General features: G+C 46.5%; 11 protein-coding genes. 9 read left to right on the top strand and 2 right to left on the bottom strand.

Features of this window, described 5'->3' with window-relative positions; genetic code table 11:
• Positions 1 to 40: 40 nt before the first annotated feature.
• Complete coding sequence (locus J7623_RS28550; protein ID WP_291927654.1) at positions 41 to 1,099, top strand: glycosyltransferase family A protein; 1,059 nt, start codon at positions 41 to 43, stop codon at positions 1,097 to 1,099.
• Here the strand turns inward: J7623_RS28550 and J7623_RS28545 are convergent.
• Complete coding sequence (locus J7623_RS28545; protein ID WP_291927651.1) at positions 1,038 to 2,168, bottom strand: glycosyltransferase; 1,131 nt, start codon at positions 2,166 to 2,168, stop codon at positions 1,038 to 1,040. The two genes, J7623_RS28550 and J7623_RS28545, sit on opposite strands and share 62 nt — an antisense overlap.
• 10 nt (positions 2,169 to 2,178) lie before the next feature.
• Complete coding sequence (locus tag J7623_RS28540; RefSeq protein ID WP_291927650.1) at positions 2,179 to 3,252, bottom strand: glycosyltransferase; 1,074 nt, start codon at positions 3,250 to 3,252, stop codon at positions 2,179 to 2,181.
• Positions 3,253 to 3,868: 616 nt separating this feature from the next.
• Here J7623_RS28540 and J7623_RS28535 point away from each other — a divergent pair.
• The 8 genes from J7623_RS28535 (at position 3,869) to J7623_RS28500 (ending at position 18,695) form a co-directional block, all read left to right on the top strand.
• Positions 3,869 to 4,903, top strand: coding sequence for a glycosyltransferase family 2 protein (locus J7623_RS28535; protein WP_291927647.1), 1,035 nt, complete (start codon positions 3,869 to 3,871; stop codon positions 4,901 to 4,903).
• Between the two features lie 489 nt (positions 4,904 to 5,392).
• Complete coding sequence (locus J7623_RS28530) at positions 5,393 to 5,980, top strand: RNA polymerase sigma-70 factor (RefSeq protein ID WP_291927644.1); 588 nt, start codon at positions 5,393 to 5,395, stop codon at positions 5,978 to 5,980.
• A gap of 103 nt (positions 5,981 to 6,083) precedes the next feature.
• Complete coding sequence (locus J7623_RS28525; protein ID WP_291927641.1) at positions 6,084 to 7,229, top strand: FecR family protein; 1,146 nt, start codon at positions 6,084 to 6,086, stop codon at positions 7,227 to 7,229.
• Positions 7,230 to 7,499: 270 nt separating this feature from the next.
• Positions 7,500 to 10,880, top strand: coding sequence for a TonB-dependent receptor (locus J7623_RS28520; RefSeq protein WP_291927639.1), 3,381 nt, complete (start codon positions 7,500 to 7,502; stop codon positions 10,878 to 10,880).
• 23 nt (positions 10,881 to 10,903) lie between these two features.
• Complete coding sequence (locus J7623_RS28515) at positions 10,904 to 12,622, top strand: RagB/SusD family nutrient uptake outer membrane protein (protein WP_291927637.1); 1,719 nt, start codon at positions 10,904 to 10,906, stop codon at positions 12,620 to 12,622.
• Between the two features lie 29 nt (positions 12,623 to 12,651).
• On the top strand, positions 12,652 to 13,623 hold the full coding sequence (locus J7623_RS28510; RefSeq protein WP_291927634.1) for a DUF1735 domain-containing protein: 972 nt from the start codon (positions 12,652 to 12,654) through the stop codon (positions 13,621 to 13,623).
• Positions 13,624 to 13,647: 24 nt separating this feature from the next.
• Complete coding sequence (locus J7623_RS28505; protein WP_291927631.1) at positions 13,648 to 15,105, top strand: alpha-L-fucosidase; 1,458 nt, start codon at positions 13,648 to 13,650, stop codon at positions 15,103 to 15,105.
• 8 nt (positions 15,106 to 15,113) lie between these two features.
• Positions 15,114 to 18,695: a glycoside hydrolase family 2 TIM barrel-domain containing protein gene (locus tag J7623_RS28500; protein ID WP_291927629.1), complete on the top strand. Its 3,582-nt coding sequence runs from the start codon at positions 15,114 to 15,116 to the stop codon at positions 18,693 to 18,695.
• Positions 18,696 to 18,884 lie beyond the last annotated feature (189 nt).

The following is an 18,884-nucleotide window of genomic DNA, read 5'->3' as shown; positions in this document are numbered from 1 at the left end:
TCATCCTTTTAACCTTATTAATTATATACTAAAAAATATAATGCAGCATCCGTTAGTCACTATTATCGTTCCTGTATACAACCTGGCTCCTTACCTGCCACGCTGCATAGCAGCACTCTTACAGCAAACATATACCCGGCTTGAACTGATATTTATTAATGACGGTTCTACCGATCGTTCACTGGAAGTATTACAATCCTGGCAGGAACATCCGCAGATAAAAATTATTTCCCGGGACAACGCTGGTCCTGGTCCAGCCAGGAACACAGGACTGGACCACGCACAGGGCGACTATGTGCTCTTTGTGGATGGTGATGACTGGATAGACCCGGAAACTGTAGCCCGGTGTGTGGAAGCTGCCCAGGCGCATGCTGCAGATATAGTTTGTTTTGGTTTCAGGAAAGTTTATCAGCGGGGGGACACATTGGTAGAGGCAGAGCCGTGGATATATGAGCCTGCCAGCTTTAACAGCAGTGATTACATTATTAGCTTTTTTAGCGAAGCCACCCACCGGAAAGATAAGCTGAACACTTCTACCTGGGGAAAATTGTATCTGCGGTCTCTCATTGAAGACCACCAGCTCCGGTTCCGCCAGGCCACTTTTGAAGACTCCCCTTTTTTCCTGGAGGCAGTATATGCTGCCAGTCATATTCATTGCCTGGCAGATACCTTTTACGCTTATTTTATCCAGGAAAAAGATGCGGCCCAGCAGTCCGTTACTTCGGCTCCCATCAATGACCGCAAGATTGCCAGCTTTTATAGTGCTGATGCATTAATGAAACAATTTCTGCTGTCAAAAAACATCTTTGAGAAATATCGTCATTATTACTATGCATACCATAACGCCAGGATACTGCAATATGGTGGTTATATGGACATCTATGTAACAGACAGACCATCACAGGCCGCTGCCTGGCAGATATTTATGGCACAGCTGCAACAACACCGTCACGATCTTACGATGGACCGCAAACGACTGTACAGGGCTTACCGTAAACGAATTGTTGCTTTAAATATCGGCGCTGCCATCAGCCGTGTCAGCGCTCCGATGGCGCACCGTTTTTTTCGTTGGTACGAAAGAACAATGGCCCCAAAATAGTGTCCAGCTGTTCAAAATATCTTTCAATGCCAAATTCAGCTGCCACCTTCCGATGCAGTGTTTCCGGATCTATGGTTGACCTAAAGGTACCTAATATATCGTCGAAGTAAGCCAGCGTGCCCGTATCCGGAGTCTCGCGGTCTTTTTCCCGTAATAAATACACTCCCGGGAAAGGCCGTTTGCTCAATTCCTGTATGGCACCTACGGGGTTACCAATTACGGGTATGCCAGCAGCCAATGCTTCAATCACCACCAGTTCAAACCCTTCAAATCTGGAAGGTAATATGAGCATATCGGCCAGTCCATAGGCTTCGGGACCAATGTTATCGATTAGCAAACCTTCTTTTACCGTGGTATGCGCCAGCCCTTTAAAAGCAGCACTATTAGGAGAGTGATTACAGGCAATCAGCAGTTGCCACTCCGCCGACTGTTCAATGACCGGCGCCAGCTTCAGCAACACATCCATTCCCTTGGGCCCTTCCATCCTGCCTACAAATAAGAGGGTGCGTCTCGTGGTGTCCTTCTTTCCGAATGGGTGAAACTTAGTCGTGTCCACACAATTGTTCAATACCACTATCTTATCGGCCGCTGTATGGTAGTAGTTGACCAGGTCTTCTTTTACCTGTGCCGCTACGGCCACTACCAATTTAGCCATTTTGCAGGCCCGCTGCTGAAGGGCTGCCATACGGCTCAGTCCTGGTGCTGTTCTCCCGTAAGCGACTTCCATACAGTGATAACTGCCATGCAGAAAAGCCACATCTGCCGGGAAAAAAGGCACTGACTCCCCCTGGGAAATCACTACCCGGCCCTGCTTGCGTGTCAGCCAAAGCAAAGCAGAAGTATAACGTGCCAGGTAAATCATTTTACGTTTCTTAAAATGCCGGTACCGGAATAGCTGGTTAAACAACCGGCCAAACAAGGTATGATGAATGAGATACTCCTCATCGATCAACTTTGTTTCAATGCCACGGCTATGCAAATATTCATCCAGGTAATACACAACCCGCTCCACGCCACCAGCATAAGATTTCCCATTAAACGATATTAACCATGCTTTCTTCGGTTTCATGTATTTGCTTTTAGCGTGTAATTCCCATTGCTTTATCCAGTTTCTGATACCCGCTTTCTACGGAAAAGTGTTCTTGAAAATAGGTCTGTCCCTGGCGGCTCAACAATTCATACAATTCTTTATCCGACAATACCTGCTTTATATTCGCCGCAAAAGTTTGCGGGTCATTGGCTAAAAGGCAGCCATTATTAGTTTTATTCGGCAGGCCATCCAGGCCGCGTTCTGAACAAATCACCGGTAAGCCGTGCGACATCGCCTCCACCACTTTTACCTTCACACCTGTACCCGTCAGCATTGGGCAAAGCGCCACCCGCGACCGGCGGTAATAGTCATCCAGGTTATCGGCAAATGGCACCAGCGTAACATTGGGATAATCTTTGCTGATATGCGCCGTAATAACTCCCACCACACAGATTTTAATATCAGCAGGCAACAAGGGATATACTTCTTTAAAAAACCAGGCGGCAGAACGGAGATTATGTGGGTTGTCCGATGCTACATACACAAGGTCAAAGTCTTTATGTGTAGACTCTTTCACCTGCCCGGGCCCTGTCATGATCATCGGAATGTGTTTTACTTTTTCCTTCAGGAATTGTCCGAAGAAATAAGTCTCTTCCGGTGAAATAGCCCATACCTGTTTAAACTGTCCTACCCGGCGCAGCTCATCGCCCAGCGCGGCTCCTTTATCAAAACCAGCATCATGCTGGTGCTGAGAAGCCAGCAGATCATGCGTATCGATGATGGTCATCGCATCTCCTACCAATGGATTATCCCGGATAAAATCCGCCCAGTAAGCGTAGCTGATAATGATATAGTCATATTTCTGCCGGCGCAGGATAGCATCAAATTGCCGGCGCAGGTTCAGCGTGGTATGGTTAGGAAAAGATCCGGGTACATGCTTCAATTTCCGCTCATACAGGATATGCCACAACTTATAGGTGAAGAAATATTTTACCGGGTTGCCTTTCACAGGTTTACGATCCAGGACCCATATATTTTCCGCCAAACCGCTGTCTTCAAAGGCTTTCACGCTTTCCGGCGTGTATTTGCCCCAAACGGACTTCGTAATAAAGTCCACCTTCATGTTCCGTGCTTTAAAATACTTCAGCAGGTGCAAAGCACGGGTCTGACTTCCCCCCTTTTTTTCAACTGGATTTAATGGAAAAAAATAGAGTATCCTTTTCATGTGTTTCTGGTCGTTTTTTAAATAAGGCCGTAAAACTAAGGCTTTTTCCCTAAAGTGGGTTGATACAACCGTATCTGCAAAGACGTAGGATTAAACTTCCTTGTTGAGAACTTTAAATCTTCAGCATTAAAACATACCGCACCATATGATTCATAAAAATTCACCGATTAACTGTAAATTTGGGCGATAGATAAGATTATTATAATTATAATCATTATCATCACTGTACTATCAATTTTGTATACTACACCTGGATATGACTTCATACGCATTTTGTAATAACAAAGGAAGGATTCAATTTCACTTTCCGAATATACGGTTGGCCACTCTACACCTAAAAACTCCACAGCATAGGGATTTTTGACTATATCGTTGGATGATATCTTCTTCATGTTTTGCTCATCCGGTAAAGTAGCGCTCTCATTTTACGTAGATAAAAGCCGTACATAATAGCGTATCTTAATATTACGCACTTGCTGACTTATTCTCCAGGAAATTCAATAATATCATCCACATGGATAAAAATATAAATACTCCCTTAGTAACTGTTTTTATGCCTGCCTATAACGGTGAAGCTTATATTGAAAAGGCCATACAAAGTGTCCTCGACCAAAGCTTTACTAATTTTGAGTTGCTGATTATTAATGACGGCTCTACGGATCGTACGCTTGAGATCATTCGTAAATTTACGGATCCCCGGATTCGTTTGGTTCACAACGATGGTAATAAAGGTCTTACTTTCACCCGTAACCGTGGGATTGAAGAGGCTAAAGGACAATACATTGCCATTCTGGATTGTGATGATATAGCCATGCCTGATCGCCTTAAAGCACAAATCAGTTTCCTGGATTCGAATCCTGACATCGCCTTATGTGGCGGACAAGCCATCACGATTGATGAATCCGGCAAAGAGACAGGAAACTTAAATGTGATAGCCGGAGATAAGAATATATCTCCTGAATTGGTATTTCACAATACCTTTATCAATTCGAGCTTAATAATCAAAAGATCAGCCATGCTTGAGGCAGGTGGCTATAGAGACTTTTCTCCTGCAGAGGATTATGAACTTTCTTACAGAATTGCTTTACGTCATCCGGTAGCAAACCTTAAGGAGGTCCTCGTCGCTTACCGCCTTCACAACAATAACATTTCAAAGGTTCAGCGTGAGAAAATAATCAATGCAGAACTCCGGATCATCGAAAACATCCATACAAACCTGGGTATTCCCAGAAATGAAAATTTAATCCGGATTCATCATGACTACTTCAGTTATCGGCTTTCATCCAGAAGCTCAAAAGAATTCCTACAGGTTTTTGAGGCCTTAAAAAAAGGTAATGCCACCTCCAGGAATTATACTGTCCATATATTCAATGAAATACTCTACAAAAAATGGTTTTCACTGTTAAGATATACAGAAGAAAAAAGCATTCTTCCTTTATTTTTTAAAAGTGAATTATTCGAATGGCAGTTTGTCACTTTTAAGGAATTGCGTAAAGTATTTAAGCAAGCTTTCTTTCGTAATATTCTTTTAAGACGGCGGAGGAAGTAAGCACACCGAATACATTTAAAAGTCCATGTAGTCTTGTGCCTGAGATGCCGGCCACTTTCCGCTAACCGCAATGCGAACTTAATTACGTATAGCCGTTATAGTGGGGAATAATAATAATGAAATATTAAAGCACACTTACCCTTTATAGTAAAATCAACAGCCTGTAAGGGAGTTTAATCCTGTTTCGATAATAAATATTCCTTACCCCATTTCCCAACTAATGCAATACACTAAAACTCTAACCATAAGCAGCATATAAACATTCGTAATAACAAAGTGGGTGATGAGAAGCCCCCGATTTTAGTCCTTGCAACGGAGAAGTCCCCTTGGCGGGTAAATTTTAAATTCCGATGTTATGATTACCACCATTCAACTGCAGCATGCAGGTATCCTTATTTTTTTCTATTTTGCGTAAAATTTCCACAACTATTTACACAGATATTCAATTAACATACGATCGTTTATCCGTACTTACAAAACGACCGAAGCATGCCGAATGATACCAGCCATTATAATGAAAAGGAAGTCCTGGAGAGCGTAGCCGCTTCCAGCGAAGAGGCATTCAAACAACTGTTCGAAGCTCATTATAATAAACTGGCATCATTTATATTACGCCTTACCAGGTCGCACAGTATCACAGAGGAATTGGTACAGGATGTATTCGTAAAGGTATGGCTTCACAGGGCGGAATTGCCTGCTGTTAATAATTTCGATGCCTGGGCCTATGTTATAGCCCGGAACCTCGTATTTAACCACCTGAAAAAAGCGGCCCGTGAACTTCAGCACCACCAGGACTGGCAATATTCCCATCATCCGGAAATTCACGACAGCCGCCAGGACAGCGAACCCGATATTTATGCCGCACTTGAACGGACAATTGAAAAACTCCCCCCTCAGCAGAAAATGATCTACCTGCTGAAACGCCGGAACGGAATGAAAAATGAAGAAATTGCCCGTCAGTTGAAGATCTCCACCGCTACGGTAAAAAAACACTTCAGCCTGGCACTTCGCTTTATTAAAGACCAGGCCAGGCAGGGCTTTGAGATACTCCTGCTGCTATTATTCTTCTTTTTTTAAAAAAATTTTACCCTCCATTACTCCTTTTCTTACTTCCGGTTGTCTGAATAAACAGAAGCATATCTTCAACGCTGAACGATGTGCATCAAACCAAAACTAAATTATGCCCGGTGAAAGAATAAAATATTTACTGGAAGCCTACTTTCAGGGAACAGCCTCCGACCAGGAGGTGAACGAATTGATGCAGCTGATCAGCCAGGACGGCAACGATGAGTCCATGCACCAATTGTTGGATAACCTTTGGAATAATTTTGTCCCGGACGGCCAGATATGGTCAGATGCAAAAAAGTCAGCACTGTTTGCGAACATCACTGCGAAGACAGCCTCCCGGCAGTCACCAGTAGCGCGCCGTTTGCGCACCTGGCACTGGGCGGCTGCAGCTGTTGTGGCAGGCATTATTGCTACCCTTGTGTTTTATCCACGGCAAAACCATACATCCACTCCTTCCGTAGTAGCGGCGGCACAGCATCATGACATTTCGCCGGGGAAAGATCGGGCTATACTCACTTTACAGGGCGGCATCCAACTGGACCTGGACAGCCTGCAGGATAGCAACGCAACCGCCTATGGTTTTAGCAAACAGCAAAATGAAATCGTTTTCAGTCCCGCTGAGCAGCAGGTCACTTATAATACACTTACCACTCCTAAAGGCGGCAAGTACCGGCTAACATTGCCCGACGGCAGTAAAGTGTGGATCAATGCTGCATCCTCCCTGCGGTTCCCCACTGCCTTCCAGGGCAATACCAGGGAAGTTACCTTAACGGGAGAAGCTTATTTTGAAATCGCTCAACAGGCAACGCAGGCTTTCCATGTAAAAGTAAAAGACATGGATGTACAGGTGCTGGGTACACACTTCAACGTAATGGCCTATGATGATGAGGCCACCATCAATACCACCTTGCTGGAAGGTGCGGTAAAAGTATCCCGGGGCGCACAATCCGGTATTCTGAAGGCTGGCCAGCACGCCATAGCAGATAAGCAGGGACAGCTATCCATCGGCACGGCAGATATTGAAGAGGCCATGGCATGGAAAAACGACCTGTTTATATTTAAAGCCTGTGACTTTGCAACCGTCATGCGTCAGATTGCACGCTGGTACGATGTATCCGTTATCTATAAAGGTAAAATACCAGAAGGAAAATACGCCGGCGTAATCGGAAGAAATAACAATATTTCACAGGTACTGAATATTCTCAGGGCTTCAGGCGTATCATTTGAAATCAACAACAACACCATCGTCGTAGAATAACACGTTATCGTATCTTTCTTTTTACTAACACAATTAAAACCAAAACAGCACTCGTTATGAAAATTGGAATCACATAGTTCCGCAACGCACACCTATACACAAAAAAGCCGGAAACGATTGCAGCGTTCCCGGCAAAACGTTTGAATCAAGCCACAAAAGCTGGTAGGCTTTGTAATTGTCTCATCCAAACTTCTCAAAAATATGGAAAATTTTTCCAGGAAAAGTCATGCCTGTATACGAAGGCAATATCAACTAAAACTAATTCGCATTATGAAGGCGACTATTTTTCTGATGGTAGTTGTTTGTCTTCACGTTAGTGCCGCCACCATGGCACAGAAAGTTACTTTATCCGGCAAAAATATGCCGCTGGGAGAAGTATTTAAGGAGATACGCCGCCAGACTGGCTATCAGCTCTTTTTCCGTGACGACCTGATTAACAATGTACCCGCAGTCAATGTAGAAATAAAGGATGTTCCTGTTGAGGAAGCATTAAAACGCTGCCTGGCAGGGTTTCCATTCACTTTTAACATTGTTGAAAAAACGATCGTTATCAAACCAGCCTCACCTCCTGCGGGCAATCAATACCAGCAGGCGATTGAGATTACAGGAACCGTGGTGGATGCTGCCGGCAAACCGGTAGTAGCCGCTAACATTGTTATCAAGGGTACCACTACCGGCGCAACTACTGATGCTGACGGTAAGTTCAGGCTCCGGAGTACTCAGCAAACTGTTACCCTGATGATCAGCTGTGTGGGATACCATCCGCAGGAAGTGGAAGTGCCAGGCAGTCAACAGATCACGGTCGTGCTAAAGGAAATGAATACTGCGCTGAACGAGGTAGTGGTAGTAGGTTATGGTACGCAGAAACGTACAGAGCTAACCGCTGCTGTATCCACCATGAAAGGCAGGGATGTGGCGCTCAAGCCTGTAGCAGATCTTTCCAACAGCATCGTAGGCCGTGTAGCCGGTGTGATTGCTAATCAGGGCAGCGGTGAACCGGGCCAGGACGGATCTACCCTCCGGATCAGAGGTACCTCTACCACCGGCAATGCCGGTCCATTACTGATAGTGGACGGAATACCCCGCTCTTTTTCTCAGCTTGATCCCGCTTCCATCGACAATATATCCGTGCTGAAAGATGCAGCTGCTGTTGCTCCCTATGGCCTGGGTGGCGCCAACGGCGTAATACTGGTAACCACCAAAAAAGGGAAGGCCGGCATCCCAACACTTACCTACAATGGTTATGTTGGCTTTCAGAACCCTACCAGGGTACCCAAAATGGTGAACGCTTATCAGTTTGCGCTATTCCAGAATGAAGCCGCGAAAAACAGCGGCCTTCCTACCCTGCCCTTCACCGCAGAACAGATAGCACAATACAAAAAAACGGTTGACGGCGCTGCCGATGCCAACCCAGACAAATATCCCAACAGCAACGGTATCAGGGACGTGCTGCGCAAAAATGCATTGCTTACCTATCACAACCTGGAACTCAGCGGCGGCGGAGAACGGGTACGGTATTATACCGCGCTGGGCTACACCTCGCAACAAGGACAGTTTAACTCTACCTGGATGAAAAAATATAATGTCACCTCCAGGATTGATGTAAAAGCGACACCTACTACAGACGTATCGCTTTCGCTGATGGGTTATGTAGCAGACTATCACTATGCCGGGAAAATGGACGGCGATGGCTACGCATCTGCCGGAGGAGGCATTATGTACCAGGCTTTCAGAACACCTCCTACGTCTGCTATCTACTATTCCAATGGACTGTGGGGCAGCTATATCGGCCGTTCACTCGTGGGCTACATCGATCACAGTGGCTACGCATTCAATGAAAACACCCAGCTGTATACTACCTTCTCCATAGAGCAACAGCTGCCATTTATAAAAGGACTAAGCATAAAAGGAGTAGCCAGCTATGATCCGAATAATACATTCACCAAAGTATGGCAAACACCGGTACTCTCCTATACTCCCGATTTCTCTGCTGATCCTGTAAAATACAATCCGGTATACAGTGAATTCTCCCAACCTCAGCTCAGTCAGAATACCGGGCAGGGTAAAGCATTCACTTACCAGGGATACCTGAATTATCACAATACCTTCGGTGCGCATGACGTCACTTTTCTTGCAGTAGCAGAAGCGCGAAATGGCAAAAACTGGACGATGAATGCACAGCGCACCTACTTCCCTATCGACATTGATGAACTTGACCAGGGAGGCGTAGGCGCCGGGCAGATGACCAACGGCGGCTCATCATGGAAGAATGCACAGGTAGGATATGTATACCGCCTGGGCTATAATTTCAAACAAAAATACTTTGCAGAACTGGCCGGCCGCTACGACGGACACTATTATTTTGCACCCGGCCACAAATATGGATTCTTCCCATCAGCATCGGTAGGCTGGAACCTTGCGCAGGAAGAGTTCTTCTCCAAAGCCCTGCCTCAGGTGGACCTGCTGAAGATAAGGGCATCGTATGGAGAATCAGGTAACCTTGCAGGCAGTGCCTATCAATATCTTGCAGGCTACGGCACCTACGGCAACGCAGCCATTTTTAATGGCTCACCCACCACAGGCGCATACGAAAACAGTCAACCTAACAAAGACATCACCTGGGAACGCGCCAGGAAATTTGATGTTGGGATCGACGCGTCCATCTGGAATGGGCTCCTCACTATCCAGGCAGACTACTTCTACGAAAAGCGTTCAGACATGCTCGTAAACCCCACCGTAGTGGTGCCGGTGGAATACGGTATATCACTGCCCCAGATAAATGCAGGCGTGATGAGTAACAAGGGTATTGATCTCTCTATCGGAACTTCTCATACTTTTGGGAATGGTCTTCGTATAGACGTAACCGGTAATTTCACCTACGCTCAAAATAAATTACTACAGGTTTTTGAAACCTCATCTACCTATAACAATCCTAACAGACGCCGCACCGGCAGGGCAAATGGCACCCAGTTCGGACTACAATCGCTGGGATTCTTTACACCAGACGACTTTACGCCGGATGGGAAACTGAAACCAGGTATAGCATCTGTACCTGACGCACCGGTACAACCAGGCGATGTGAAATACCGTGATATCAGCGGGCCAAACGGCAAACCAGACGGCATCATTGATGATAACGACGAAACCGTGATCGGCCGCCCCAATGGCAGTCCACAAATTATTTATGGCCTGGCTCCATCCCTCTCCTGGAAAGGGATTGATCTTAACTTCCTGTTACAGGGCGCAGCACAAATCACTTTGCCGGTTGGCGGCAGCCTGGTAACACCTTTCGACCAGCAGGGCTCTGCCACGGCACTTACCTACGCTGAACACTGGACCCCTGCTAACACCGATGCACTTTACCCAAGAGTATATATGCAGCAGCCGGATTATAATGCCAAATGGTCGTCGCTGTGGTTACGCAAGGCAGACTATCTCCGCCTGAGAAGTATGGAACTGGGATACACGCTGCCAACATCCATCAGCCGCAACATCCGTATGCAGCGCCTGCGGGTATATATGGCCGGTCAGAACCTGTGGACATGGACCCCGCATATGAAGGAGTCGCTGGACCCGGAAGCCAGATCTTCCAACGGTCAATATTACTTCCAGCAACGCACCTACTCATTTGGACTGAATGTCACCTTTTAATCACAACCGAAAGTAAAATCATCATGAAGAAAATAAAGATCTATATAGGTTGTATGGCTTTACTGGCATCCGTCTTCACCGCATGCAAAAAAGACTACCTGGAAGTGCCGGCCACCAATTTTGTTTCCGATGAAACCATGTGGGCATCTGCTTCCAATGCCGACCTGTTTCTGAACGACATCTATAATCAACTGCCTAATATCAATGCTGAAACGGAACACCTGGACCAGTACACAGACAACTCCGATGTGGGCGTACTATGGATGTCCGGTTATTCAAGGATTGCAACGGCCCAGATTACACCTACCAACATCCCCGTTGGTCCCTGGGATATGTGGAAATGGGAATCAAATTTCAAGAACATACGCAAATGCAATCTCTTCATTACAAAGGTTTCCGCCTCTGCCCTGCCCAACGATTATAAAACGCAAAGGGTAGCAGAAGCGCGGTTCCTGCGCGTGCTGTATTATCACTGGCTGTGGGCAGCATATGGCGGACTTCCGATTATCACCGTTCCGCTGGACAACCTCACCCAGGGCGATGATATATACAAGCCAAGAGCCAGTGAGAAAGAAACGTTCAAATTTATCACCAGCGAACTGGATACCATCGCGAAAGTGCTGCCGCTGAAAGTTGACCCGAAAGACTACGGACGCCCTACCAAAGGCGCTGCCCTTACGCTTAAAGGCTGGTGTGAATTATATGAAGCCAGCCCGCTGCGTAACCCCGCAGGAGACGTAAGCCTGTGGAAACAGGCCGCTGCCACTAATAAAGCGGTAATAGCACTGGGCGTATATGACCTTTATCCCGACTACATCAATCTCTTCCTCGAAAAAGGTAACAATAGCAGTGAATCTATTTTTGCACGCCAGTATGGCCCTCAGAAAGGATCTCCAATCGAGGGAAAACAAGGTCCTGTACGTAACGCCAACGGAGCCCAGGTGGCATGGGGCAATTTTCAACCCACACAGGAACTGGTAGATGCATTTGCGATGGCCAATGGTAAAGCTATCACGGATGCCAATTCCGGTTACGATCCCTCCCACCCTTATCTAAACAGGGAAGATCGTTTTTATAAAACCATCATCTACGATAGCGCCATCTGGAAAGGCTATGCAGTAACCACCCGCGTTGGCGGCAATAACGCCATTGATCTGGGCTATAGCAGCGATAATACGCACACAGGTTACTATGCACGCAAACGCCTGGATGAATCAAGGAATCCGAGCGACAACTTCACCGGCATCGCCTACCAGAACTATATGTTCTTCCGCTATGCAGAAGTATTGCTCAGCTTTGCAGAAGCTGAAAATGAAGCCAGCGGCCCTACAGCAGAAGTACTGAGCACCATCAATAAAATCAGGGCCAGGGGCAACACGCCTTCAATAGAAGCAACATACGGTAGTGTTTCAAAAGATCAGCTGAGAGAAATCATTCGCCGGGAACGCAGGGTGGAACTATGTTTTGAAGACAAACGCTGGTGGGATGTAATAAGATGGAAGATAGCAGAAAAACAACCAGATGGGACACCAGGTGTACTCAACCGGCCCGAGATAGGGATGCTAATCACCACTGAGGCCAACAATACACTAAAGTATACCCCTACCATCATCCGTAACCGGCTGTTCCTGCCCAAGATGTACCTGATGCCTGTTCCGCAGGCAGTTATTGATCAGAATCCTGCCATTGGCAAACAAAGCGGAACAGATGGCTGGTTGAATGGTCAGAATCCAGGCTATTAATCTCATGCTTCACCACTCATTCTGAAATTATGCACATCATTCACAGATATATAAAAATAGCGCTGATTGTTGCCGCAACTACTGCCTGCCGCAAAGAGCATAGCGAAACGGTATATATGCCGGCTGCCAATAAAACATTGTCACAAATCATATCTATTACAGATCAGCCATATGAACTGAAATTCGTAGTAAGCCTTACCGGCGCCGACTACGCTACCAACAGCCACCTCACGGCTGCAAACGACATATCAGTGAGCCTTGTAGCTGATACCACACTGGTTACCGCCTATAACACGGCTTCCGGTACCAACTACCTGGCGATGCCTGCAGGCTCCTATAATGTACCTGCAACAGCAACGATCAGTAAAGGCAAGGGCATCAGCGATTCCATAGCTATTGTAATTACTGCAAAAGATAAACTGGCATCATTTCAGCCCTACCTGCTTCCGGTAAAGATTACCCAGGTTTCAGGTGCAGCTGCTGATAAATACCAGCAGATATTATACATCGCATTGTCTGGCATTGCAGATGCTGCCAATATTCCATTGTACAACCGTGCCAACTGGAAAGTGACAGCTGTATCAACAGAAGAACCTGCAGAAGGCGGAGGAAATGGCCTTGGAAAATGTGCCATCGATGATAACGCTTCCACTTTCTGGCAATCCAAATGGGCAGGCAGTGAGCCCGGTCCACCACACGACATCACCATAGACATGGGAGAGATCAAAACCCTTCATGGCATAGCACTGATGAACCGGGATTTTTCAGGCAGTTGGGCAACTGATGGCCACGGGCAACCTAAAACTATCAAAATCGCTATCAGCAACGATGGAAGTAACTGGACAGATAATGGAGGGTTCAGCAATCTGCCGCATCCGGAAGGACAACCATTCACCAAATTCTTTTTTTCTACCTACAAAACCTGCCGGTATTTTAAAGTAACGGTAACGGATGTATACGCAACCAACAGTACCAATATTGCTGAATTGGGCGCATTTTAAATATACCTGGATAATCAGATCACTATGCAACGTATTGGAAAAATTTTAACCACACTATTATTGCTAACTTCTATCGCGACCGCACAGCGGGCACCGAAGCCATACGGCCCGGTGCCCAACGGGCGGCAGAAAGAATGGTATAACTGGGAGATGATCGCATTTTTTCATTTTGGGATAAACACCTTCGAAGATTTTGTAAACGAAGGAGAAGGGAAAGTAAGCACCGCCATCTTCAACCCTACAGCACTGGATTGCAGGCAATGGGTAACCACACTGAAAAACGCCGGCATTCCCTGCGGGATATTGGTAGCCAAACATGCCGATGGTTTCTGCAACTGGCCCAGCGCATATACGGACTACTCTGTAAAGAACAGTTTATGGAAAGGTGGTAACGGCGACCTCGTAAAAGAATATACAGATGCCTGTAAAGCACTCGGCATAAAACCCGCACTGTACCTGGGCCCGCACGACAGGCACCAGCATCTCTCTCCTGTTTACAACACCGGCGATTACAGCGATTATTACGCCAGGCAATTGTCTGAACTGCTCCGCAACTACGGCCCCATCTGGGAAATATGGTGGGACGGCGCCGGTGCTGATGAACTAACTACGCCCTTGTATACACGCTGGGCTGATACCGTCAGGAAACTACAGCCCCAGTGCGTAATTTTTGGCACCAAGAATTCCTATCGTTTTGCAGATGTACGCTGGGTGGGAAATGAATCCGGAAAAGCTGGTGATCCCTGCTGGGCCACCATTGATTCTATCTCTATACGCGATGAATCCCAGCATATTCAGGCACTCAACGAAGGCCAGTTAAACGGTAATGCCTATATTCCCGCAGAAACAGACGTATCTATCCGTCCCAGCTGGTTTTACCATAAGGAAGAAGACGATAAAGTGAAAAGCCCATCGGAGCTATGGAATATCTACTGCAACACAGTAGGTCATAACAGCGTATTGCTGCTGAATATTCCGCCGGACAGACGCGGGCTGCTCCATTCTGTAGACTCCTCCAACCTGGTGCAACTGCGTCGCAAAATAGAAAATACGTTTGCCGTAAACCTGCTCACCGGAAGTACCGTTTCTTCTTTGCATCCAAGAGGAAAAAATTACCTGCCGGCCAACCTGACGGATGCCAATGCCGGCAGCTACTACGCCACGCCTGACGGGTACACTACAGACACTGTCACTTTTACACTGAAAGCGCCTGCTACATTCGACTGCCTGATGGCACAGGAAGTATTGGAATTGGGCCAACGCACTACCGGATGGTCTGTAGACTACTCCAGCGATGGTAAAACCTGGACTCCTATTCCAGCCGCCACTAATAAGCAAACTATCGGACACAAATGGATCATCTGTTTTCCGCCGGTGACCGCAAAGAAAGTGCGTTTAAGAATTACCGCAGGCCAGGCCAGCCCTGCCATCCATACTTTCGGCGTATATAAACAGGCAGCGTATGCTGATATTAACCAATAATATTTTCCATGCTTAATAGATTTTTCATTGCCTTGTTGTGCTGTATATGCACAACATTTTACGTCAACGCCCAGCAGGTAAACCCTGCCAGGCTCTATAAAATTTCCACCCCCGCCGGACTGGTGCTTGACAACGACGACAACAACGCTAATGAGGTACAACTGACACTGGCGAAAGACAAGAAAAATGCAGAAGGGCAGGTATGGCAATTAACACCACTGCCAAACGGTTATTATCTCATCAGCAATCCATTTAACAATAAGGGAATTGACAATGACAACAGGCAGGATGGTACCGGTAACCCCGTTATTCAATGGGATAAAAATCCAGGCAACGATAATCAGCAATGGAAGCTGACCATCCTCGGAACAGGAGATTACCTGATAACTCAAAAGGTAAGCAAAATGAACCTGGCCATAGATGGAACAGAAAAAGAAGGCGCAGTGATTTACCAGCTACCGGATCAGCCACAGGCATGGCGTTTAAGGGCCACCTCAATGCAGGCACCAAAAGAAATACAGGCTAAAAAGGGTGTCAATGACTGGGAGAATGAAAACATATTCGCGATCAACAAGGAACCAGGTCATACTACCTATATCCCCTTCCCTGACGTTGAAAGCCTGAAGGCTGATAACTATTTTCAACATCCCTGGGAAACACCGGGTTCCTCCCTGTTTCTATCCCTTAATGGCAACTGGAAATTCAATTGGGTAAAACAGCCGTCAGAGCGGCCATCTAACTTCTACAAACCAGGTTACGACGTATCTGCCTGGAAAGAAATTCCTGTACCGTCTAACTGGGAAATGTATGGATACGGTACACCTATCTATACCAATATTACCTATCCGTTTAAGAACAATCCGCCTTTCATCCAACCCCAAAAGGGCTACACCAATGAAAAAGAACCAAACCCGGTAGGTTCTTACCGCCGTAATTTTACACTGCCCCCCAACTGGAATGGTAAAGAAGTATTTGTTCATTTCGATGGCGCCTACAGCGGTTTGTACGTCTGGATCAACGGTAACAAAGTTGGTTACAGCCAGGGAGCAAATAATGTAGCTGAGTTTAATATCACCAGGTACCTGAAGCCTGGGAACAACACCATTGCCGCCCAGGTATTCCGGTGGACAGATGGCAGCTATATCGAAGACCAGGATATGTTCCGTCTTAGTGGCATCCATCGGGATGTTTTCCTGTTTGCCACACCGGCTACTCACGTGCGCGACTATACGCTAACCGCCGCCTTCCCCGGAAGCGACCTAACACAGGCAACTTTCCAGGCAAAAGTATTCGTACACAATTACGGCCAGCAGGCATCGCAGGCTGTCACCGCAGAAGTTACCCTGCTAAAACCGGATGGCTCAGTAGCAGCGGTGATGTCGCAACAAATACCCAACGTACATCCGGGAGCTGAACACGAAGCTGATCTCACTACAGCTGTGGCCAGTCCGCTGCTTTGGAGTGCAGAGACGCCTGCCTTGTATGACGCTATCATGGTATTAAAAGACAACAAAGGCAATACGCTGGAAGCAATGTCTGCAAAATTTGGATTCAGGAAGATAGAAATAAAAGACAAACGCGTTTGTATCAATAACGAGCAGGTGTTTTTCAAAGGCGTGAACCGGCACGACATCCATCCTCAATTTGGAAAAGCAGTTCCTGTGGCAACCATGATGCAGGATGTGCTGATGATGAAACAATATAACATCAATACCATTCGCACCAGCCACTATCCTAACGACCCAAAGATGTACGCCATGTTCGACTACTTTGGTTTATATGTGATGGATGAAGCGGACCTGGAATGTCACGGCAACCAGAGTATCAGCAATGACCTCAACTGGCTTCCTGCCTTCACCGACAGAATTGTACGCATGATACAACGTGATAAAAATCATCCGGCGGTGATTTTCTGGTCGATGGGCAACGAAAGCGGAAACGGGCAAAACTTCGATTCTCTTTGCAACACTGCACGCAAGCTCGATAGCAGGCCTATTCACTACGAAGGAAAAAGTGAAGCCGCCGATATGGATTCACATATGTATCCCTCTCTGGCTGGAATGTCCAACTACGACCAGGCGCCGTCTGCCCGCCCTTATTTTCTCTGCGAATACGCCCATTCCATGGGCAATGCGATGGGTAACCTGGCCGAATACTGGGACTACATCGAAAATAAATCGCAGCGAATGATAGGTGGATGCATCTGGGACTGGGTAGATCAGGGGATCAATATGAGCGGCCGACCCAGGGAACATTACTACTTCGGTGGCGACTTTGGCGACAGGCCAAATGACTTTGATTTCTCCTGTAACGGTCTTACCACTCCCGACCGCCGCGTTACCGCCAAAATGATAGAAGTAAAAAAAATCTACCAGTATATTAAATCTGAACTACTGGCAGCCAACCCCGCGAAGATAGCGGTCACCAATAAATACGACTTCCTTAATCTGGATCAGTTTACTGCCCACTGGGATCTGCTGAAAGATGGAGTGAAAGTTGAATCAGGCGATCTGGCAGTACCAGGTACTCCTGTAAATAGCCGCACTGTTCTGACCATACCTTATAAGACAAGGCTGGAAAAAGGCAGCGAATATTTCGTCAATCTATATTTCCAGTTGAAACATGATGCTGTTTGGGCGAAAGCAGGACATATCGTTGCGCAGGAACAATTTGCACTGAATGAACGTCAGCCACTGGCTACGCCGGAAATGAATACATCTGCCAAAATTCAGACCATCACACAAGGCAACAATCTCATAATAAGCAGCGATAGCCTGAAAGTTGTTTTCGATACAACCACGGGCATCATGACCTCTCTCCGTTATGCTGAAAAAGAGATGATTTACCAACAGCAGGGATTTGCGTTTAACTGGTATCGTAGTTTCAATAATGATAAATATGTAGATCAGCACTACTACCCTACTGCAATAAACAAAGCCCTGTTTACTTCCCGCATCAGCGACAACGGGAAGAGCATAACAGTGTTGGTGAATGCCAGCGCCATCATTGGTTCCAAAACACCCGTTAATGTACCTTACCTGGTTCGTTATGAGATCTACGCCAATGGTGTAATTGATGTAGATGCTACTTTCAACACGCCAGCCGCCAGGAGTATAGTACATCGCCTGGGCTTACGCGCGGCGCTGACACCTGGCATGGAAAACATCTCCTACTATGGTAACGGTCCATACGAAAACTATTCGGACAGGTTGCAGTCTGCCTTCATGGGAGTATATCAAACCACCGCAACAGGTATGGAAGCAGAACATTACGTGCGTTCACAGAGTATGGGCAACCGTGAGAACATAAGATGGGTAACCATTTCAGACAATAGCGGCACAGGTCTGAAAATCTCAGCAAAAAATCATCTGAGCTTCTCCGCCCTACATCTGACAGATGAGGATTTGTTTCTAAACTCATTGCACGATTTTGAGCTGGAGAAATACCGGAAGCCTCAGATTTTTCTGAACCTTGACTGCCTGCAGCAGGGCGTTGGAAACGCCAGCTGTGGGCCTGAGCCATTACCACAATACACCATACCGCCGAATACAACTATCAGCTATTCATTCAGGATAGAAAAATTAAGATAAAAGGAGGCTGCAGCATAAATACTGTGAGCCTCCATATTGAAGACACCAGGGATATACTTTATTTTTCAGCAAACAATCCTGAATTCATAACGATAGTTCCGCTCTTTGTAAAGCGAGGTAAACCCAGTCGCCAAACAGGATTTTTATAGAGAGAAAAGAGAAGACCTGCATTTAGTGCAGGTCTTCAAA

The organism is Chitinophaga sp. (assembly GCF_017745275.1).
Taxonomy (GTDB): Bacteria; Bacteroidota; Bacteroidia; order Chitinophagales; family Chitinophagaceae; genus Chitinophaga.
The sequence above is the reverse complement of the archived record's forward strand: the minus strand, read 5'-3'. Positions and strand labels throughout refer to the sequence as shown.